The organism is Rhodoferax sp. GW822-FHT02A01, assembly GCF_038784515.1.
In the GTDB taxonomy this organism is placed as follows: Bacteria; Pseudomonadota; Gammaproteobacteria; order Burkholderiales; family Burkholderiaceae_C; genus Allorhodoferax.
Window position 1 is genome coordinate 5,154,216 of the sequence record NZ_CP152376.1, and the last position, 20,684, is coordinate 5,174,899.

Annotated in this window: 19 protein-coding genes; 11 read left to right on the plus strand and 8 right to left on the minus strand. The window is 62.4% G+C overall.

Annotated features, from left to right (window positions below; all coding sequences use genetic code 11):
- Nucleotides 1-16: 16 nt before the first annotated feature.
- Nucleotides 17-2,143: a xanthine dehydrogenase family protein molybdopterin-binding subunit gene (locus AAGF34_RS24355; RefSeq protein ID WP_342618296.1), complete on the minus strand. Its 2,127-nt coding sequence runs from the start codon at nt 2,141-2,143 to the stop codon at nt 17-19.
- Nucleotides 2,144-2,154: 11 nt separating this feature from the next.
- Nucleotides 2,155-2,619, minus strand: coding sequence for a (2Fe-2S)-binding protein (locus tag AAGF34_RS24360; protein ID WP_342618297.1), 465 nt, complete (start codon nt 2,617-2,619; stop codon nt 2,155-2,157).
- A 162-nt stretch (nt 2,620-2,781) separates the two neighbouring features.
- Between AAGF34_RS24360 and pdxH the strand changes: the two genes are divergently transcribed.
- Nucleotides 2,782-3,420 carry a pyridoxamine 5'-phosphate oxidase gene (gene pdxH, locus AAGF34_RS24365; protein ID WP_342618298.1) on the plus strand — a complete coding sequence of 213 codons (639 nt, stop codon included), beginning with the start codon at nt 2,782-2,784 and terminating at the stop codon, nt 3,418-3,420.
- Nucleotides 3,421-3,441: 21 nt separating this feature from the next.
- Here pdxH and AAGF34_RS24370 read toward each other — a convergent pair whose 3' ends face one another.
- Complete coding sequence (locus AAGF34_RS24370) at nt 3,442-3,900, minus strand: DUF3299 domain-containing protein (RefSeq protein ID WP_342621174.1); 459 nt, start codon at nt 3,898-3,900, stop codon at nt 3,442-3,444.
- 155 nt (nt 3,901-4,055) lie between these two features.
- Entirely contained in the window at nt 4,056-4,598 is a 543-nt protein-coding gene (msrA, locus tag AAGF34_RS24375) for a peptide-methionine (S)-S-oxide reductase MsrA (RefSeq protein WP_342618299.1), read from the minus strand.
- Between the two features lie 130 nt (nt 4,599-4,728).
- Here msrA and AAGF34_RS24380 point away from each other — a divergent pair, with 130 nt between their 5' ends.
- Genes AAGF34_RS24380 through AAGF34_RS24405 form a run of 6 tightly spaced genes read left to right on the plus strand, consistent with a single transcriptional unit; the run spans nt 4,729 to nt 12,178 of the window.
- Entirely contained in the window at nt 4,729-5,427 is a 699-nt protein-coding gene (locus tag AAGF34_RS24380; protein WP_342618300.1) for a TetR/AcrR family transcriptional regulator, read from the plus strand.
- Complete coding sequence (locus tag AAGF34_RS24385) at nt 5,424-6,548, plus strand: efflux RND transporter periplasmic adaptor subunit (RefSeq protein ID WP_342618301.1); 1,125 nt, start codon at nt 5,424-5,426, stop codon at nt 6,546-6,548. The genes AAGF34_RS24380 and AAGF34_RS24385 overlap by 4 nt, the downstream gene beginning before the upstream one ends.
- Entirely contained in the window at nt 6,548-9,730 is a 3,183-nt protein-coding gene (locus tag AAGF34_RS24390) for an efflux RND transporter permease subunit (RefSeq protein ID WP_342618302.1), read from the plus strand. The genes AAGF34_RS24385 and AAGF34_RS24390 overlap by 1 nt, the downstream gene beginning before the upstream one ends.
- Nucleotides 9,731-9,761: 31 nt before the next feature.
- Nucleotides 9,762-10,424, plus strand: coding sequence for a protein-L-isoaspartate O-methyltransferase (locus AAGF34_RS24395; RefSeq protein WP_342618304.1), 663 nt, complete (start codon nt 9,762-9,764; stop codon nt 10,422-10,424).
- A gap of 27 nt (nt 10,425-10,451) precedes the next feature.
- On the plus strand, nt 10,452-10,793 hold the full coding sequence (locus tag AAGF34_RS24400; RefSeq protein ID WP_342618305.1) for a rhodanese-like domain-containing protein: 342 nt from the start codon (nt 10,452-10,454) through the stop codon (nt 10,791-10,793).
- Between the two features lie 44 nt (nt 10,794-10,837).
- Nucleotides 10,838-12,178 (plus strand): TolC family outer membrane protein, encoded by a 1,341-nt coding sequence (locus tag AAGF34_RS24405; protein WP_342618306.1) that lies wholly within the window; start codon nt 10,838-10,840, stop codon nt 12,176-12,178.
- Here the strand turns inward: AAGF34_RS24405 and AAGF34_RS24410 are convergent.
- Genes AAGF34_RS24410 through AAGF34_RS24420 form a run of 3 tightly spaced genes read right to left on the minus strand, consistent with a single transcriptional unit; the run spans nt 12,156 to nt 15,864 of the window.
- Nucleotides 12,156-13,421 carry a 3-deoxy-D-manno-octulosonic acid transferase gene (locus AAGF34_RS24410; protein ID WP_342618307.1) on the minus strand — a complete coding sequence of 422 codons (1,266 nt, stop codon included), beginning with the start codon at nt 13,419-13,421 and terminating at the stop codon, nt 12,156-12,158. The two genes, AAGF34_RS24405 and AAGF34_RS24410, sit on opposite strands and share 23 nt — an antisense overlap.
- The gene (gene waaC / locus AAGF34_RS24415; protein ID WP_342618308.1) at nt 13,418-14,485 is read right to left on the minus strand and encodes a lipopolysaccharide heptosyltransferase I; all 1,068 of its coding nucleotides are present in this window, start codon (nt 14,483-14,485) and stop codon (nt 13,418-13,420) included. Before waaC ends, AAGF34_RS24410 begins: the two co-directional genes overlap by 4 nt.
- Nucleotides 14,482-15,864 (minus strand): phosphomannomutase/phosphoglucomutase, encoded by a 1,383-nt coding sequence (locus AAGF34_RS24420; RefSeq protein WP_342618309.1) that lies wholly within the window; start codon nt 15,862-15,864, stop codon nt 14,482-14,484. Before AAGF34_RS24420 ends, waaC begins: the two co-directional genes overlap by 4 nt.
- 161 nt (nt 15,865-16,025) lie before the next feature.
- On the opposite strand from AAGF34_RS24420, the gene AAGF34_RS24425 reads away from it, so the two are divergent.
- From AAGF34_RS24425 to AAGF34_RS24440, 4 genes are read left to right on the plus strand one after another with little or no spacing between them, the layout of a single operon-like run.
- Nucleotides 16,026-17,588, plus strand: a complete 1,563-nt coding sequence (locus tag AAGF34_RS24425) for an AlkA N-terminal domain-containing protein (RefSeq protein WP_342618310.1) — start codon at nt 16,026-16,028, stop codon at nt 17,586-17,588.
- The gene (locus AAGF34_RS24430) at nt 17,585-18,106 is read left to right on the plus strand and encodes a methylated-DNA--[protein]-cysteine S-methyltransferase (RefSeq protein WP_342618311.1); all 522 of its coding nucleotides are present in this window, start codon (nt 17,585-17,587) and stop codon (nt 18,104-18,106) included. Before AAGF34_RS24425 ends, AAGF34_RS24430 begins: the two co-directional genes overlap by 4 nt.
- Nucleotides 18,103-19,005, plus strand: coding sequence for a DMT family transporter (locus AAGF34_RS24435; RefSeq protein WP_342618312.1), 903 nt, complete (start codon nt 18,103-18,105; stop codon nt 19,003-19,005). The genes AAGF34_RS24430 and AAGF34_RS24435 overlap by 4 nt, the downstream gene beginning before the upstream one ends.
- On the plus strand, nt 19,002-19,862 hold the full coding sequence (locus tag AAGF34_RS24440; protein WP_342618313.1) for an FAD-dependent oxidoreductase: 861 nt from the start codon (nt 19,002-19,004) through the stop codon (nt 19,860-19,862). The genes AAGF34_RS24435 and AAGF34_RS24440 overlap by 4 nt, the downstream gene beginning before the upstream one ends.
- Here the strand turns inward: AAGF34_RS24440 and AAGF34_RS24445 are convergent.
- The gene (locus tag AAGF34_RS24445; RefSeq protein ID WP_342618314.1) at nt 19,856-20,551 is read right to left on the minus strand and encodes a 2'-5' RNA ligase family protein; all 696 of its coding nucleotides are present in this window, start codon (nt 20,549-20,551) and stop codon (nt 19,856-19,858) included. The genes AAGF34_RS24440 and AAGF34_RS24445 overlap by 7 nt on opposite strands.
- Nucleotides 20,552-20,684 lie beyond the last annotated feature (133 nt).

The following is a 20,684-nucleotide window of genomic DNA, read 5'->3' on the forward strand; positions in this document are numbered from 1 at the left end:
GTGCCTTTACACAGTCTCAGGCGGACTGGATGGCCTGTGCCGTCATAGGCAGCTTGCGCAGACGCTTGCCTGTCAGCGTGGCCAGCGCATTGGCCACTGCCGGCGCCACCAGCGCCGTGGCCGGCTCACCAATGCCGCCGGGCTTCTCGGTACTCTCCACCAGCACGATGTCCACCACCGGGGCCTGCGACATGCGCACGATGGGGAACTGGTGGAAGTTGGACTGCTGCACGCGGCCATCCTTGAGCGTGATCTCCTGCATGGTCGCAGAACCCAGGCCGAACATGACGCTGGACTGGATCTGTGCCTCCACCGTATCAGGGTTGACCATGCGGCCCAGATCGGCAGCGACAGTGACCTTGTGAACCTTGATTGCACCGTGCTCCAGGCTGATCTCGGCAACCTGGGCCATGTAGGTGTCATACCCTTCCATCAAGGCGATGCCCCGAGCATGTCCCTGTGGCAGGGGTGTTCCCCAACCGGCCTTGTCGGCAGCCAGCTTGAGCACATTGGCAAAGCGCGGCTTGTCCGCCAGCAGGCTCATGCGGTAGGCGTACGGATCCTGGCCAGCTGCAAGAGCCAGCTCATCCACAAAGCTCTCATTGGCAAAGGCATTGAGCGCATGGCTCACCGAACGCCAGTAGCCCACGCGCAAACCGGCGTCGTGTTTGACCACGTCATGGCGCGAGGCAGGGATGTTGTAGGCAGCAACCGCGGCCTCGGTCATCAACGGGTCTTGCACCGGTGCGGGCAGGCCGAAGACGCGGCCGGTAACCGACTGCGAGGTCAGGCGGAAAGTCATGGCGGTGGGCTTGCCGTCTGCTCCCAGGGCCGCGGCCATGGTGTGGATGGCCTGCGGGCGATAGAAGTCGTGGGTCATATCGTCTTCGCGCGACCACACCAGCTTGACCGGTTTGCCCACAGCCTTGGATATCTGTGCGGCCTGGATGATGAAGTCGATGTCGATACGCCGGCCAAAGCCGCCGCCCAGGAAGGTGGTTTCCACCGACACGTCCTCGGTATTGAGGCCCACGGCCTTGGCGATCTGGCTCTGCGCCGCATCCTGCCACTGGGTGGGGCCGATCAGGCGCATCTTGCCGTTCTCGTAGTGCGCGGTGAAGTTCATGGGCTCCAGCGGCGAGTGCGACAGCAGCTGGCTGGCATATTCGGCGCGAATCACTTTGGAGGAAGCGGCAATCACAGCCTCCGGATCGCCTACAGCCTTGAGCGGAATAGGCGTTCCGGTCTTGGATGCTGCACGCAAGCCGTCCAGCATCGCCTTTTCATTCAGGCTGGCGCCAGGGCCCTCATCCCAATTGATGCTCAGCGCCTTGCGCGCCATATTGGCGCGCCACCAGCTGTTGGCCACCACTGCCACGCCGTCCGGGATCTCCACCACCGCCAGCACGCCGGGCATGCTCTTGGCCTTGGAGTCGTCATAGCTCTTGACCTTGCCGCCAATCACCGGGCACTGTTCCAGCGCTGCGTAGACCATGCCAGGCAAGGTGACGTCGATGCCAAACTGGGCCTGGCCATTGACCTTGTCGGGCGTATCCAGGCGCTTGGTGCGCTTGCCCACAATGGTGAAGTCCTTGGGGTCCTTGATGGCCACGTTTTCCGGGACCGGCAGCTTGGAGGCCGCCGCAGCCAGCGAGCCATAGCTGGACTTCTTGCCATTGGCGCCCAGGATGAAGCCGTCGGCAGCCGTCAGGGTGCTGCGGTCCACCTTCCAGGCATTTGCGGCGGCGGTGATCAGCATTTCGCGCACTTGCGCGCCACCAATACGCAGCTTTTCCCAGCCGTCACGCACGGAGGTGGAGCCGCCCGTAAGCTGCGGACCACCCAGCAGCGGGTTGCCGTACAGCTTGGCGTTGGGCGGCGCAATGCGCACCTTCACTTTGCGCAGGTCCACATGCAGCTCTTCGGCGATCAGCATGGGCATGGAGGTGTAAACGCCCTGCCCCATCTCAGATCTGGCCGAGATCAGCGTGATGGTGTTGTCATCGGCGATATGCACCCAGGCATTGGGAGTATGCACAGTGCCTGCCGCTTGCAGGGCGGTGGGAATGGAGATACCCATGAGCAGGCCGCTGCCAGCCAGCACGGCGGAGTTCTTGAGGAAGGTACGACGGGATGTAGTCATGTTGGTACTCCTCAGGCGCTGCGCATCATGGAAGCTGCGTCCTTGATGGCAGCCTTGATACGGGGATAGGTGCCGCAGCGGCAGATGTTGCCGCTCATGGCGTTGTCAATGTCGGTGTCGCTGGGGTTCTTGTTGGAAGCCAGCAGGGCCGCCGCACTCATCAGCTGACCTGACTGGCAGTAGCCGCACTGGGGAACATCGTGCTTGATCCACGCCACCTGCAGGGGGTGGTTGTTATCGGTGGACAGGCCTTCGACGGTGGACACCTTGGCGCCAGCCACTGAAGACAGGGGCGCCTGGCAGGAGCGTGCCGGCTTGCCATCGATGTGCACGGTGCAGGCGCCGCACAATGCAGCACCACAACCAAACTTGGTGCCGGTCATTCCCAGCTCGTCGCGGATGACCCACAGCAGCGGGGTATCGGGCTCAGCGTTGGCGGTCACCGCCTTGCCATTGACTTGAAACGCAGTACTCATCGGCTTGTCTCCTGAATTTTTGTTACGTTACAGAGCGGGTCGTCGTCCGCTAGGGAAGAGAATACGAGCCGGTGCTTGAAATTTCCCGAGGGTATGCCCTAGCCCATCGCATAAATTTCTCAAACAGTTGCTTCTTTTTTTTCACAAAACCTCACACAACCTATGAAATCGATTGCAGAACTTCGCAAGAGTTATGAGCGCGCCGAGCTCGACGAGAACGCGTCGCATGCGGCCCCCCTGCAGCAGTTCGAGCAGTGGCTGCAGGAAGCCATTCACAGCGAGGTGCCCGAACCCAATGCCATGACGCTGGCCACCGTCGGTAGCGACCTGCGGCCATCCACGCGCGTGGTACTGATCAAGGGCTATGACGAGCGCGGCATCGTCTGGTACACCAACTACGAAAGCCGCAAAGGCCGCGAACTGGCGGGCAACCCATTTGCTGCACTGCAGTTTCATTGGGTTGAGCTGGAGCGCGTGGTGCGCATCGAAGGAGTGGTCGAGCGTGTGAGCGTAGAAGAAAGCGACGCCTACTTTCACAGCCGTCCGCTGGACTCCCGCATAGGCGCCTGGGCATCGCCACAAAGCGAGGTGATTGCGGGGCGCACCGTCCTGATGACCAACGCGGCCAAGTACGCTGCGCAATTCATGTTGCAGCCGCCACGTCCGCCGCATTGGGGTGGTTACCGTCTCAAACCGGATAACTGGCAGTTCTGGCAGGGGCGCAAGAGCCGCCTGCATGACCGGCTACGCTACACCTTGCAGGCCGACGGAGGGTGGTTGCGTGAACGCTTGGCTCCCTGAGCGGAGCCGGTCGGAGGCTGCTTACTTGACCGCCACCGCATCCGTGATGCGGTAGAACAGCCCGTAGGGGTCGTCATTCAACACGGCAAACTGCCCTTCCACGACGACGGCTTCCAGGGAGTACTTCACCGGTGTCTTGGTCTTGACCTCCACCATGCTCTCAGGACCGCCGGGCACACAGAATGCGCAGGTCAGCGGCACAGAACTCAGCAGGAAGTGTTTCTGCTTCTCTCCCGGGTCCAGCGGCATCATGAAACCCTGGATGCGCTGGCTTTTCTGATTCAGCGCCTGAATATTGCCGGGAAACACCGGCAACACACGGTTCTTCTCAACCTTGGTCTTGACCGCAGTGAGTACCGACCAGGGCAGCACGTCAGCACGATCCTGCAAGGGCGCGAACGGACTGTTGGGGCTGTGCACGCCCGCCCCGGTACCCATGGGGATGCCTGTGTTTCCCAAGGGTGAACTAAGTTGCGCCATGGCAACAACACACGACAACGACACAGCGGCGGTCAGAAATGAGGTGCGAACAATATTTTTCATGGCTTCGTCCTGTCTACAAAAAAACGCATTCCATCTTATAACCGCCGCATATTAAGCACATATGAGGGCGCAGCGCCAGCCACCAGCCGCCCTCAGCTTTTTTGCAGGCGGGCAAAGGTCTTACGGAACTTGGCCACCTTGGGGGCGGCAACCGCCATGCAGTAGCCCTGGTTGGGGTTGCGTTCGAAAAAGTCCTGATGATATTCCTCGGCCGCTGCATAGCGCTGCAGCGGTTTGAGTTCGGTCACCACCGGGCTGCTGTAGACGCCACTGGCAGCCAGCTCGGCCAGGACTTCCCGCGCGACCTGCTCCTGCTCATCCGTAGTGAAGTAGATGCCGCTGCGGTACTGTGTGCCGACGTCATTGCCCTGACGATTGAGCGTGGTCGGGTCGTGGATGACGAAGAAGATTTCCAGCAGTTCGCGGGTGCTGACCTGGGCGGGGTCATACACCAGCTTGACCACTTCGCAGTAGCCGGAACGACCGGTACCCACCATTTCATAGGTCGGATTGGGGAGGTCTCCGTTGCAATAGCCGGACTCCACGTCCTGCACCCCACGCACCTGAACATAGACCGCTTCCACACACCAGAAACAGCCACCGCCCAGCACCAGTGTTTGCAATGTATTCGACATCTTCTGATCGCTCTCATGTGAATTGCCAAGCGGGGATGGTACGCCGTACCTCTTGCCCTTGGGCCCAGCCATGGATTGACACCTGCAGGGGCGCAAAGCTACACTAATAACCCATCAGTCAGTAATTTTCATGTCAACCAACTGCCCCATCCGCAAGATCGCAAACACCGTGCGCGCCAAACGTGAGCGCCGCAAGGATGCCCGTCCGGGGGAACTGCTGGCCGCCGCACTCGACCTGTTTCTGGAAAAAGGCTATGCCGCCACCCGTGTGGAGGAAGTGGCGCAGCGTGCGGGTGTGTCCAAGGGCACCCTGTTTCTGTACTTCAGCAGCAAGGCCGAGTTGTTCAAGGCGGTTGTGCGGGAGAACATCAGTGGGCGCTTTACCGAATGGGGTGAGGAGCTCAACACCTTCGAGGGCAGCAGCGAGGAACTCTTGAACTACTGCATGAACAGCTGGTGGGAACGGGTGGGTGCCACGCGCGCCTCCGGCCTGCCCAAGCTGATGATGAGTGAGGCCGGCAATTTCCCGGAACTGGTCCAGTTCTTCCAGCAGGAAGTGGTGCAGCCTGGCAACGACCTGGTCAAGCGCATCCTGCAGCGTGGAGTGGAGCGCGGCGAGTTCCGCGCCATCGATCCGGATTACAGCGTCTTCAGCGTCATTGCACCCCTGATGTTTCTGAACCTGTGGAAGCATGGTCGCGGCAGCTGCGGCGACGCGCGTCTGGAACTGGACCCGTCGCGCTATATCGCGTCGCAACTGCATATTCTTCTGCATGGACTGAGCTCGAACACAGGCGCCGACTCGACCGACAAGAAAATCAAGCAATGAAAATCTCCTTGAAATGGGTCGTGGCGGGAGTGGTCACGGCCTTGCTGGCGGCCGGTGTGCTGCGCGCCCTGTCTTCACGCGAGGCTGCCAAGCAGGCGCAACAGACTGCGCAAAAGCAGCAAACCTTCGTAGAAATCGCGCCCAGCGACATGCTGCAGGCGCAGACGGTCGAGCTGACGCAAACGCTGCACATATCCGGCTCACTCAAGGCCGTGAATTCCGCCTTTGTCAAAGCCAAGGTGGCGGGCGAGCTGCTGGGGCTTAACGTTCGTGAAGGCGACTACGTCAAGGCGGGCCAGGTCATTGCCCGTGTGGACACCTCCGAATACCAGACCCGCGTACACCAGGCGCAGCAACAGGCCGAATCGGCCAAAGGCCAGCTCGACATTGCGCAGCGCACGCTGGACAACAACAAGTCCCTGGTGGACCAGGGCTTCATCTCTCGCACCGCACTGGACAACTCGCTCAACAACCTGGCCTCCGCGCAAGCCACTTACAAGGCGGCGCAGGCCGGAGCCGATCTGGCTCTCAAATCGTTGGACGACACCATTCTGAAATCACCCATCAACGGTCAGATATCACAGCGTCTGGTGCAGAACGGTGAGCGTGTGGCCATCGACGCCCGCGTGGTGGAAGTGGTGGACCTGGGGTCGCTCGAACTGGAAGCGGCGCTGGGTGCGGCTGATTCGGTGCGGGTACAGACGGGGCAGACTGCACAGCTCGTGGTGGAAGGTCTGTCGCAACCTGTTACCGCCAAGGTCGCACGCGTCAACCCCAGCACGGTTGCCGGCAGCCGGTCGGTCATGGTGTATTTCTCCGTGAGCAACACACCGGGCCTGCGCCAAGGCCTGTTCGCACAAGGCACGTTGGCCATAGGAAATGCGAAAGTACTGGCTGTGCCCCTGGACGCGGTACGTACCGACAAGCCACAACCCTATGTCCAGTACATCGCCGATGGCAAAGTCGCCCACCAGAGCGTCAGGCTAGGCGCTGCCGGTGAACACGCCGGCATTGCCATGGTTGAAATCCAGGGACTGCCCGAAGGTGCCGCGGTACTGGCGGGCAATGCCGGTGCCCTGCTGGCAGGCACCCCGGTCAAGCGTTTGGCGGGAACTCCCTGATGTGGTTTACCCGCGTCAGCCTGAAGAACCCGGTCTTTGCCACCATGGTCATGCTGGCCCTGGTGGTGTTGGGCCTGTTTTCCCTGCAGCGCCTGCAGGTGGACCAATTCCCCAACGTCGACTTTCCGGTAGTGGTAGTTACAGCGGACTACCCTGGCGCTTCGCCCGAAGTGGTGGAAAGTGAAGTCTCCAAGAAGATCGAGGAAGGCGTTAATTCCATCGCCGGCATCAAGGCACTGACTTCGCGCAGTTACGAAGGCCAGTCGGTAGTGATACTGGAGTTCGACCTGTCGATCGACGGGCGCAAGGCGGCCGAAGACGTACGCGAAAAGGTCGCTGCAATCAAACCCCTGCTGCGCACTGAGGTCAAGGAGCCGCGTGTGCTGCGGTTCGATCCGGCTGCGCGTGCCGTCTGGTCAGTCGCCGTGTTGCCGGACGCATCCACTGCCAAGGGCAAGGTGCCGGATGCGGTGGAACTCAGCAACTGGGCCGAGCAGGTATTGCAGAAGCGCCTGGAAAACGTGCGCGGCGTGGGTTCGGTCACCACCGTGGGCAGCACCCACCGCGAGATCAATATCTACCTCAACCCGCAGGCACTGGAGTCCCTGTCCATCACGCCCGATCAGGTGGGGGCGGCCGTGGCCAGCGAGAACCAGGAAATTCCCATTGGCACCATCAACAACGCGCAGCAGGAAAAAGTCATCCAGATCCAGGCGCGCATGAAGCGGCCGGAGGACTTCGGCCGCATCATCGTGACGCGCCGAAACGGCGTTCCAGTGCGGGTGGACCAGATTGCCCGGGTCGCCGACGGCGCTCAGGAAGTGGAAAGTCTGGCGCTCTACAACGGCCAGCGCACCCTGCTGATGAACGTGCAGAAGTCGCAGGATGAAAACACCATTGCCGTGGTCGATGGCCTGCAACGCACGCTGGCAGAAATGCAGCAGCAGTTGCCACCCGGCGTACGCCTGGAGCAGATCACTGACGGCTCGCGCCAGATCCGCGTCTCGGTGGAGAACGTACGGCGTACGCTGATTGAAGGCGCAGCGCTGACGGTGCTCATCGTCTTCCTGTTCCTGAATTCCTGGCGCTCTACCGTCATCACCGGGCTGACGCTGCCGATTGCGCTGATCGGCACTTTCTTCTTCATGAACATGCTGGGCTTCACCATCAACATGATCACGCTCATGGCCCTGAGCCTGTGTGTGGGCCTGCTGATAGACGATGCCATCGTGGTGCGGGAAAACATCGTGCGCCATGTGGCCATGGGCAAGCATGCTTACCAGGCCGCAATGGATGGCACTGAGGAAATCGGTCTGGCCGTGCTGGCAACCACCCTGTCCATCGTGGCGGTGTTCATGCCCATCGGGTTCATGGGCGGCATCATCGGCAAGTTCTTCCACGAGTTCGGCCTGACCATCGTGGCGGCCGTAGCCATTTCCATGTTCGTGAGCTTCACCCTCGACCCCATGTTGTCCAGCGTCTGGGAAGACCCGGACATCAACCATCCCGATGGCCCCAAAAACTGGTACGACAAGACCATTGGCCGTGTGACCGGCTGGTTTGACTCCGCCACCGAGCAAATGGCCCATGCGTACCAAGGCATCCTGCGCTGGGCCCTCTTGCACAAGCTGGCAACCGTGCTGCTCGCGCTGGCGGTCTTTGCCACCAGCATCCTGATGGTGCCGCTGCTGGGTACCGAATTCGTGCCCAAGTCCGACTTCTCTGAAATGTCGGTCAATTTCTATACGCCGGTAGGCTCCTCGCTGGAGGCAACGGAATCACGCAGCAAACAGGTGGAAGCCATACTGCGCGAGTTCCCCGAGGTGCGCTACACGCTCACCACCATCAACACAGGTACCGCACAGGGCAAGATGTACGCCAGCGTCTACGTGCGGCTGGTGGACCGCAAGGCGCGCAGCCGCAGCGTGGACCAGATGTCGGTGGTGCTGCGCAACCGGCTTTCCAGCGTGGCGGGCATCACGGTCACGCATGTGGGCCTGCTGGACCCCATAGGCGGCAACAAGCCGGTGACCTTCTCCATCCTGGGCTCCGACACCGCCGAGCTGGAACGCCTGACCTTGCTGGCCATGGGCAAGATACGCAATATCCCCGGGCTGGTGGACCTGGACTCCAGCGTGAAGCCCAACAAGCCTACGCTCGATGTACAGGTGCAACGCGATGCAGCCTCCGATCTGGGACTCTCTATCGGGCAAATCGGTAACGCATTGCGCACACTCGTGGCAGGCACCACGGTGGGCAACTGGCGCGCGCCGGATGACCAGACCTACGACGTCAACGTGCGCCTGGCGCCCGAGGCACGCAACAGCGCGCAGGACATGGAACTGCTGCCCTTTGCCCTTACCAACCCGGATGGCAGCACCCGCATCGTCCGGCTCAACCAAGTGGCGCACGTGGTGCCTTCTACCGGCCCCAACCAGATCAACCGGCGCGACCTGACACGCGAGGTGTCCATCAATGCCAACGTCTCGGGCCGCTCCGCCGGCGAGGTGTCCGCCGACATCAAGGCCGCGATGGATACCATCGCCATGCCACCCGGCTACCGCTACCAGTTCAGCGGTTCCACCAAGGACATGGCCGAGTCGTTTGCCTATGCGGTCTCGGCCCTGGCCATGGCCATCATCTTCATCTACATGATTCTGGCCAGCCAGTTCAAGAGCTTCGGACAGCCGTTGGCACTGATGACCGCGCTGCCGCTCACTCTGATCGGCGTGGTGCTGGCGCTGCTGATGTTCAACTCCACCCTGTCCATGTTCTCGGTGATCGGTGTGGTGATGCTGATGGGTCTGGTCACCAAAAATGCCATCCTGCTGGTGGACTTTGCCATCCGCGCCCGCGACGAGCGGGTGGACGACACGGGTCAAACTGTCCCAGGTCTGCCACGCAACGAGGCATTGCTGATGGCCGCCCGGGTCCGGCTGCGCCCCATCCTCATGACCACGCTGGCCATGGTGTTTGGCATGGTGCCCCTGGCATTTGCGTTGACCGAAGGCGCCGAGCAGCGCGCACCGATGGGTCAGGCGGTAATAGGCGGGGTAATCACGTCTTCTTTGCTGACTTTGGTCGTCGTACCCGTGGTGTACTGCTACATGGATGATTTGGCGCAATGGGCCAAACGCATTCTGGGTGGGAGATCAGGTCCGCAGTCCCCTAGAATTGATTAGAATTCACCAATATACCCCCTAGGAGTATTTTATGCCTGCTTTTGACATCCAAACCGCCCGCTTCAACATGATTGAACAGCAGATCCGCCCTTGGAATGTGCTGGACTCCGGCGTTCTGGACCTTTTGGCATCGGTTCGTCGTGACGAGTTTGTACCGCCGGAACACAAGGCACTGGCTTACGCCGATCTGGAAATTCCGCTGCCTGGCGGGCAGTACATGCTGACTCCCCGTGTGGAAGCACGTCTGCTGCAGGACGCAGCCGTGCAAAAGACCGACAGCGTGCTGGAAATCGGCACCGGCTCCGGCTTTTTGACCGCCCTGCTGGCCCGCCGTGCAGCGCGCGTGCTGTCACTGGAACTCTCGCCCGAACTGGTTGCATTTGCCAAGAGCAATCTGCAGAAGGCCGGCATTACCAACGTCGACGTACGCCAGGGTGACGGCTCACAGGGCGCAGCGGCACAAGGCCCCTTCGATGTCATCGTGCTGGGTGGCTCGGTGGCGGATGTGCCCCACAAATTACTCGATCAACTCAAGATCGGCGGCCGCCTGGCAGCCATCGTGGGAGACGACCCGATCATGCGCGCCACCATCATCACGCGCACCAGTGCCACAGATTTCCGCACCAGCCAGCCTTGGGATTGCGACGCACCGCGTCTGCAGAACTTTGCGCAGGTGTCACGCTTCACGTTCTGATCCGAACGTCTTATTCAGGCATATCCCATGATTTCTCAATTCCGTCCCAAGGACTTGTCCGCCTGGCTGGAACAGGCACGCGCACATGGCGAACCCGTCGTGCTGGATGTGCGCGAACCGGCGGAGCTGCAGATCGCCAGCGTCAAGCCCGACGGCTTTACATTGCTGACCATCCCCATGGGCACGATCCCGCTGCGCCTGGCCGAGTTGGACCCGCAGCAGCCGGTCGCCTGCCTGTGTCACCACGGCGGACGCAGCATGCAGGTCGCCCAGTTTCTGGCCAGCCGTGGTTTTGAGAATGTGGCCAATATTGCCGGGGGTATCCATGCGTGGGCAGCCGAAGTGGACCCCAGTCTGAATACCTACTGACATCCATTGCCTTAGCCTGAAATCCGCTCCATCGAAAGCACTCCATGAACCGTACTCGCAACCCACTCTCCACGAATCTCCTGCCACTGCTGGTAGCCCTGGGAGCCGGCCTTTCCGGCATGGCGCAGGCACAGAGCCTGGTTGACTTGTACGCGGCCGCCAAGAGCTATGACGCTACTTACCTGTCGGCTAAGGCGCAGGCTGATGCCAACATCGCCAAGGGTGATCAGGCCAAGGCGGGCATACTGCCCTCGGTTGGACTGGGCGCCAGTGCAAGCCAGACCAATCAGACCAGTAGCCTGGCATCGCTGGACGGCCGCAACTACAACACCCAGTCAGCAGCGCTGTCCGCAACGCAGCCCCTGTACCGCCCCGGCAACTGGGCTACCTATGAGCAAGGCAAGAAGCAGGCAGAAATTTCGCAGGCACAACTACAAGCCGCCGAGCAGGATCTGATCGTGCGGGTCAGCCAGGCCTACTTCGACGTATTGGCCGCCACAGACAACCTGACCTTTGTGCGCAGCCAGAAGGCTGCCACCGCCGAGCAATTGGCGTCCGCCAAGCGCAACTTCCAGGTGGGCACCTCCACCGTCGTGGACACCCGCGATGCACAAGCCCGCTACGACCTGGTCGTGGCCCAGGAGCTGGCAGCGGAAAACGACCTGCGTGTCAAATCCGTGGCGCTGGATCAGTTGGTGGGCAGAAGCGGCACGGCACCGAAGCCGCTGCGCGCCCCGGTCAAACTCAGCGATGTACAGCCAGCGGATGTGGAGCCTTGGGTGCAGCAGTCCGAGGCCAACAACCCGGTGATCAAGCAGGCTCAGATCGCTCTGGATGTGGCCAAGCTGGAGACCGAGAAGGCACAAGACGGTCACAAGCCCACCCTGGATCTGGTCGGCAGCTACAGCGCTGCCAACAACAACGGCAGTTCAACCTCCAGCACGTCTTACACCGCCAATGTCGCCAGCGTGGGCCTGAACTTCAGCCTGCCGCTGTTTGCCGGTTACTCCATCCAGAACCGGGTCAAGGAGACCTTGGCCCTGGAGGAAAAGGCCCGCAACGACCTGGACGCAGCCAAGCGCTCCGTGGCACAGGGAACCCGCACGGCATTCCTGGGTCTGCAATCCGGTCTGTCCCAGGTAAAGGCCTATGAGGCGGCTGAAATCTCCACGCAAAGCGCGCTGGACGCCAACAAGCTGGGCTACCAGGTGGGCGTGAAGATCAACATCGATGTGCTCAATGCGCAAAGCCAGCTCTACTCCACCAAGGCCACGCTGGCCAAGGCCCGTTACGACGTGCTGGTGGGCGGCCTCAAGCTGCGTCAGGCGACCGGTCTGCTCAACGAAGACGACCTGCAGCCCATCAACACCCAATTAGCGCCCTGAGCGCCTCCAGCGTTCGCCGCGTGGCACCCCGGTGGGCCTGGCTCCAGGCCAGGGCCGTGTGACGCACGCGCTCCAGAGCCGGCCCATCGCTCACGATAGGCAGCGCCTTGCGTAGCGCGTCTTCCAGATCCGCGCAGCGCAGCGCAGCACCCGCTTCCTCAGCCATTTCCGCAGCTTGCGCAAAATTGAAGGTGTGCGGCCCCATCACGATCGGGCAGCCACAGGCCGCCGCCTCAATCAGGTTCTGCCCGCCCAGAGGCGCAAAGCTGCCGCCCAACAAAGCCATGTCGGCCAGACCGAAATACAGCGGCATTTCTCCCAGTGAATCACCCAGCCATACATCGGCAGTCTGCGGTGCATCGGCCCAGGTTGAGCGGCGCGAGACGCTGAAACCTACAGACTGAAATAACTCCGCCACCGCGTCAAAGCGTTGCGGATGGCGCGGCACGACAAGCCACTGCATGGGCAGTGCGGGCTGGCGGCGCAGCGCATCGATAAGCATCTGCTCCTCGCCTTCACGCGAGCTGGCAAACATCAGCACGGGCTTGTCACTGCCTGCGCGCCAGCGGCGGCCGCGCAAGAGCTTGTCCGCATCGGGAGTGGCATCAAACTTCAGATTGCCAGTCACAGCCTGCACCGTGGCACCCAAGGCACGCAGCCGTGCCGCGTCTTCTTCGGTCTGCGCCAGAACCAGATGCAGCCCGGCAAAGGCCGACCCGGACAACCAGCTCAGCCGCCGCGCCTTGCGCTGGGACTGTTCACTCATGCGCGCATTGACCAGACACAGCGGCACCTTGGCCCGCACGCAGGCAGCCACCATATTCGGCCAGACTTCGGTCTCCATCAGCAACCCGACGTGCGGCTGGAAGTGCCGCAGAAAACGTTGCACCGCGGCAGGCGTATCCCACGGCTGCCAGACCTGCACATCGCCCGCTTTCAGCAGGCTGCTGCCCTGCTCCCATCCAGTAGCCGTGCCGTGCGTCAGCAGCAAACGCATACCGGGGTTATCTTGGCGCAAGGCCTCAATCAGTACGGCGGCCGCACGCGTTTCGCCAAGCGATACCGCATGCACCCATATCAACGGACCTCCCCCGGAGGCAGGTCGCGGCACACCTTCGTAATGGCCGAAACGCTGCTCCACCGCATGGCCGTATCGTGGCTCATCCACTGCACGCCGGCGCAGCTTGCGTCGCACCAGCGGCTGCACCATCCACATGGCCAGGGAGTAGAGCGAAAGAATCATTGGCACAGCACCGGGGTGTCCAGTGCATCCCAGGCCCGCCACACGCTGTCCACATCCGGCGTGGGTTGTGCATAGACGCTGACCTGGTGCGCATTGTTCACACCGGTGCGCCAGGCGGTATCAAAGTTGTAGATCTGCACATGCTGCAGCCCCAGGGCAACAGCGATATGGCTCAGGCCGCTGTCCACCCCGATCACACCGGCGCAATGGGCCATGGTATCGGTGAGCGCATCCAGTGGCATGCTAGGCCAGACCCAGGCATCCGCCAACTCCGCTGCGATCTTTTCGCTCACGGCCTTTTCTGCCGGGTTGCCATGGGCCAGGGCCACGCAGAAGCCGCTGTGGTTGAGCCGCTTGCCAAGCTCTATCCAGGACTGCAGCGGCCACTCCTTGTCGGCGCGGGAAGTGCCATGCACCAGCGCCACCACCGACTTGCGCGGTGCAAACGGGTTGGCCGCCGCACCCGCTTGGGCCAGCAAGGAGTTTTGTGCTCGTGGTTGCGGCTGCACGGCGGCCTGCGCACCGGCGCGCAATCCGAACACCGGCTCACCTTGCAGCTCATACCCCAGGGCCTGCGCGCACAGAAGGCGTGAGCGCTGCACCACGTGCACATGCGGCTCCAGCGTGATGGCTCGGTCCGCCACCCAGCGTGCCGGCGCTTCAAAGCTGGAACCATCGGTGCGGTTGGCCAGCCCAAAGCGCAAGCCACCCACCTTGATGCGGGTGAGCCAGGAAACCAATGCGGATTTGGTCAGGCCTTGCAGATCAATGACCGCGTCGTAAGCCTGTGCCTGCAGCTCGGTCTTGAAAGACCGCCATTCCTTGCGCGTCTGCGCTGAAAAAAGGGCCTTGCGCCAACGCCGGATTTCGCAGGGGATGACCCGCTGCACACCTTCGCAGCGCGCCACCAGGGGTGCAAAACCCCGTTCAACCACCCAGTCAATCTGCGCGCGCGGCAGCGCGCGCCGGATGTCCTGCACCGCCGCCATGGCGTGCACCACATCTCCCAAGGAAGACAGCTTGACGATGAGAATGCGCGGCGCCGAATTCGGATCCAGGCTCAATGCGCTGCTTCCTCGATTTTTGCGTCAGGCTTGACCGAGCGCAGCAGCTCCAGCATGGCGCTCTGGATGCGCTCCAGCGCGGCAGCCGTGTGGCCTTCAAAACGCAGCACCAGCACCGGCGTGGTGTTGGAGGCGCGCACCAGGCCAAAGCCATCGGGCCAGTCCACGCGCAGGCCGTCAATGGTGTTCACAACGGCCGGAGCCGGGAAATTCACCTTGGCCACCAGTTGGTCCACCAAGCCATGGGCCTGGCCTTCGGCGCAGGACACATTGAGTTCTGGCGTGGAGAAGCTGGTAGGCAAAGCGTCCAGCACCGCGCCCACGTCGGCAGCGCGGCTGACGATTTCCAGCAGACGGCAACCCGCATAAGTGCCGTCATCGAATCCGTACCAGCGCTCCTTGAAGAAGATGTGGCCGCTCATCTCGCCGCCCAGCGGGGAGCCGATCTCGCGCATCTTGGCCTTGATCAGGGAATGGCCGGTCTTGAACATCAGTGCCTTGCCGCCAGCCGCCTCAATGGCAGGTGCCAGCCGCTGCGAGCACTTCACGTCAAAGATGATGGTGCCACCTGGCACACGCGTGAGCACGTCCTGCGCGAACAGCATCATCTGGCGGTCCGGGTAGATGTTGTTGCCTTCGCGGGTGACGATACCCAAGCGATCGCCGTCGCCGTCAAAGGCCAGCCCCAGGTCGGCGCCGCTGGTCTTGAGTGCGGCAATCAGGTCGCGCAGGTTTTCGGGCTTGCTGGGGTCGGGGTGGTGGTTGGGAAAATTGCCATCCACTTCGCTGAAGAGTTCGGTGACTTCACAGCCGATGGCGCGCAGAATGCCGGGCGCCGACGCACCGGCCACACCATTGCCCGAGTCGACCACGATCTTGAGTGGGCGCGCGAGCTTGATGTCTCCGACGATGCGTGCAGTGTAGTCGGCCAGCACGTTTACCTGCTTGCAGGACCCACCTGCCTGCAAGGTCCAGCCATCGCTTTCGATCATGCGGCGCAGCGCCTGGATCTCATCACCATAGATGGCCTTGCCACCCAGGACCATCTTGAAGCCGTTGTAGTCGCGCGGATTGTGGCTGCCGGTAACCTGGATGCCGCTGGCACACAGGGTATTGGCTGCGAAGTACAGCATGGGCGTGGTGACCATGCCCACATCAATGACCTGCACACCCGCTTCCACCAGACCACGGATCAATGCGGCGGACAGCATGGGGCCGCTCAGGCGCCCGTCGCGGCCCACGGCCACGGTGGTTTGGCCTTGTGCCACGGCAATGCTGCCAAAGGCACGTCCCAGGCCCAGGGCAACGTCTTCGGTGAGGGTGGAGGGGACAATGCCCCGGATGTCGTAGGCCTTGAAAATGCCAGCGCTGATTTGCATGAAATTCCCTTGTAACGATGCTTTGGAGCTGTGGTCTTGATCGTCCCGCATTGTAGGTGCAGGGAACCTTGACATACCGCAGGACAAGGTAGGGGCAGACTGTGACAGGCACATGTCCGTAAACGGCGAGTTTTGTGACATGCCGTGCGTATCATGCAGCCATGTCCACCGCTTCCTCTACCCTTGATGACGATGCCTGCTACCTGGCCCTCAAGACCCGGGATGCGCGTTTTGATGGACGCTTTTTTACCGGGGTGCGCAGTACCGGCATCTATTGCCGGCCGGTCTGCAAGGTGCGCACACCCAAGGCCGAAAACTGCACGTTCTTTACCCTGGCGGCCCAAGCCGAATCGGCAGGGTTCCGCCCCTGCCTGCGTTGCCGGCCGGAGATCGCTCCGCAAATGTCCAGCGCCACCTGGTCCACACAGGACGCCTCCGGCATCCTGGCGCAGCAGGCCGCTGGCTTGCTGGACCAGCTGGCGCGCTCCGCACAAGCCAGCAGCATGGCCGATGTGGCGGCCAAGTTGGGCGTGAGCGACCGGCATCTGCGCCGCATCTTTGAGGCGCAATGGGGCGTGTCGCCATTGCAGTATCTGCAGACGCGGCGCCTGCTCAGCGCCAAGCAATTGCTGACCGACACGCAGCTTCCCGTCACCCAGGTGGCAGCACTGAGCGGCTTTGCCAGCCTGCGACGCTTCAATGCTGCGTTTGTGGCGCACTACCGGCTGCAACCCAGTGCCCTGCGCAAAACCAGCAGGGCCATGACCCTGGACGTGGCAACCGGCAAGGCCACTGCGCGGGCCAAGACGGAGTCTCTTGGCGCTGCGGTGCATGGCATCCCTCTCAAGGCCAGCTACCGCCCACCTTATGACGTTGACGCCATGCTGGCTTTTCTGCAAACGCGTGCCATACCCGGCGTCGAAATGGTGGACCGTGCCGCCCTGACCTACCGGCGCACCATAGCCGTGGATTGCAATGGCAACACGCTTGCGGGATGGGTGCAGGCGCACTTTGTGCCCGCGCAATGTGCCGTGGAGTTTCTGCTCAGTGAGTCCCTGGCGCCGGCCCTGCCCCAGCTGATGGCCGAGCTGCGCGACCTGCTGGACCTGGACGCCGAACCGGATGCCATTGCCGCCATTCTGGGTGAGCGCTTTGCTGGCATGGAAGGGTTGCGCGTACCTGGCACGCTCAACGGACTGGAACTCGCCGTGCGTGGCATTCTGGGGCAGCAAATCACCGTGGCTGCCGCACGCACGCTCAGCAGCCGCCTGGTGCAGGCGCTGGGTGCGCCACTTGCAACACCCTTTGTTGCGCTCTCCCACCTCTTCCCCGATGCCCTTCGTTTGGCACATGCCAGCGGCGACACCTTAGGTGCACTGGGCATCGTCAAGCAGCGCCAGGCCGCCATCACCGCGCTGGCCCAGGCTGTGGCCAGCGGTCAGATCCTCTTGCAGCCGGGCGGCGACGTGGCCCGCACCATGGCCGCGCTGCAGGAATTGCCCGGCATCGGCCCCTGGACCGCCAGCTACATCGCCATGCGTGCATTGCGCTGGCCCGATGCCTTCCCTGCCGGTGACGTGGCTTTGCAGTTCGCGCTGGACGTGCGCCAGCACGCCCATCCGGCGCGGGAAGCAGAGCGTCTGTCGCAAGCATGGCGCCCCTGGCGCAGCTATGCGGTGGTGCGCGCCTGGCATTCCCTATCCGCACAAGGAGACACCCCATGACAAGCAGAAACACCCCAACCGGACTGGTGCGCTGCAGCTTCGAGAGCCCATTGGGCCGCATGACGCTGGCCGCCAGCGACGCCGGGCTGGCTGGCGTCTGGTTCGATGGCCAGAAGCACATGCCCGATATCAACCATTGGCCCGCGCAAGACGACCACCCCGTGCTGCTGCAGGCCGCCGCGCAATTGCGCCAGTACTTTGCCGGTTCGCGCCAGCGCTTTGACCTGCCGCTGGACACATCCCAAGGCACTGCGTTTCAGCAACAGGTCTGGCAGGCGCTGCTGGATATTCCTGCGGGGCAAACCATTTCCTACGGAACGCTGAGCCAGCGCATCGGCAAGAGCAGCGCTGTGCGCGCCGTCGGTGCCGCGGTAGGTCGCAACCCGATCAGCATCGTGGTGCCCTGCCACCGCGTGGTCGGCGCCGATGGCTCGCTAACCGGCTATGCCGGTGGACTGGACCGCAAAACAACCTTGCTCCAGCTGGAAAAATCACAGCCAAAGACAATAGCCGCATGACAACCAACAACAACAAACCATGGGTGGTGGACTTCGTGCTCCTGGCCGCCATCTGGGGAGCATCCTTCATGTTCATGCGGGTGGCGTCCAAAGAGTTCGGCGTCTTTCCTGCGGCGGGTCTGCGCGTGTGCGTGGCCACCTTGTTCCTGGTGCCCTTGCTGCTGTTCAAAGGTCTGGGGAATTCTTTGCGCCAGCACTGGAAGCTCACCTGTGTCGTGGGTGTCATGAATTCGGCCATTCCCTTTGCCTGCTTCAGTTTTGCGTTGCTGTCCATCACCTCGGGCCTGTCTGCCATATTGAACGCCACCGTGCCGCTGTTCGGCGCGTTGATAGCCTGGATATGGCTGGGTGAGCGGCCCACAAAATCCCGCATGCTGGGCCTGGCCATCGGATTTGCGGGCGTGACCATGCTGGCCTGGGACAAGGCCAGCTTCAAACCCGATGCCAGCGGCCAGTCCACCGGTTGGGCCATCCTGGCCTGCCTGCTGGCAACCCTGTGCTACGGCCTTTCGGCCAGCGTGGCCAAACGCTGGATGGGTGGCCTGCCTTCATTGGTGTCTGCGACCGGCAGCCAGATTGGAGCCTCGTTGTTTCTGATTCCGTTGATGCTGACAACCTGGCCTGCGCAAACGCCTAGCCTGCAGGCCTGGCTGGCAGTGCTTGTGGTGGGCGTGCTCTGCACGGGTCTGGCCTACGTGCTGTATTTCCGCCTGATTGAGCGGGCCGGCCCCTCCCGCGCCCTGGCAGTGACCTTTGCCATTCCCGCATTTGCCGTGTTCTATGGCGTGCTGCTGCTGGGCGAGACTGTGACCGGTTGGATGGTGGTGTGCGCGCTGGTCATCATTGCCGGGACATCCCTCTCCACTGGCCTGTTGGCTTTGGGCAGACGCACGCCATGAACCCGGCTGCAACCCTGGTCATAGGAGCCGGCCCCGCCGGGAGCGCCTGCGCCCTGTGGTTGCACCAGCTGGGTTGCCCGGTCACGCTGCTGGAGCGCTGTGCACAGGCCGGCGGCCTGCAGACTTTCAGCCCCTATGAAAACCGCTGGCTGCCGTCTTTGATGGACGCCACCGGCCAGGAGATTGCCGCGCGACTCGATGCACAGCTGCGGTTCGCAGGTGTGGACCTGCGAACCGGCGTTGGCGTGCGTGCGATATCACCCAACGCGACCGGCTTTGCCGTCGAGCTTGAAGATGGCGGCATCTTGCAGGCCCCGCAAGTGGTGCTGGCCACTGGCGCGCGCTTTCGTAGCGGCGGTTTCCACAACGCGGGCGCTGTGGCCATAGGACCTGGCCACAACACTGAGGCACTGGAGGTTCAAGGCAAGCGGGTTGCCTTCCTGGGCGGTGGCGACAACGCCTTTGACCAATACGGCTTCATCATGCGGCGCGGTGCGCAGTCCGTCACCCTCTTTGCCCGGGCCGTGCGTGCCCAACATGTGCTGCGCGCAGCGGTACCGGCCAGCGATGTGGTGGTGGGCCCGTTTGAAGTGCGCCAGCGTGACATGACGGTCAACGGACAAGTTTTTGATGCCATCAGCGTGCAGTTCGGTTTCGAGGCCGTGGTCCCCGAAGGTCTGCAAGCACTGCAGCGTACGCCGCTTGGTTTTGTGGCGGCCAACCTCTGGGGCGAAACCTCGGTGCCGCATCTGTATGCAGCGGGTGAGATCAGCCAGACCTTTCACCCCTGTGTGGCCACGTCATTTGCCCACGGCATCCAGGTGGCCAAGCACATCCATCGCCAGCACAGTTACTGAAGCACCAGACTCTCGTCCAGCGCAAACCAGGGCGCGCCGTGCCACTGCAGCGCCTGGTCCGCAAAGGCATAGCTGGCCACACAGTGCAGCGGCCCGCCAATGTGCGCAGCCTGGTAGCCCAGCAAGGACAGGCCTGTCACCGGCAGATGCAGATCTGCAGGCAGCGCCACTGCGCGCAAGCGCTGCAGCACGTAGTCCATAGGGAAGACGTCAACATACAGGCCGATGGTCACATGCGGCGTGTAATCGCCGTGGGCGGCAATGGCGGGCGTTTGCTGCAGGCAATGGCGCAGGGCATGCAGCTGTCCAGCCGTGTCGCGCACGGTGAAGTACGGCACGCTGGTAAAGCTGTCCAGGCCGCCTATGGCGATCTCGAAACCCGTGGGGTTTGCCTGCTGCAAGGTGCGCAACTGGGCTTGCACCAAGGCCGGTCCGAAATCATCGTCGAATTGCGGCTGGGCGCTGGGAAAGCCGCACAGGCTGAGCGTGACATGTGGCTGTCTTTCGTAGCCCGGCAACAGAAGATCGGCCAACGCCTCTTGCGCGGCCTGCATGCGTGGCTTCAAGGGCGTGGTGTCGAACTGCAGTGCCCATAGCGCGTAGATAGATCGGCCCCGATGCCATTCGGAGAAATCGCGGCGCTCGTTGCGAATGGTGCTGTCGGCGGAAAAGGTGAGGTCGGTAGCCATGGGGCGCGATGCTACAGGCTGTGCTGCCTGCCCTCATTGCGTCTCCCCATGGAAAACCCCGATTCAAGTCTGTCGCTTTTCGTCAACAACAAGTCGTTGCACAGGGAGACGCGGCCCCTGTAGCGGCCTACGA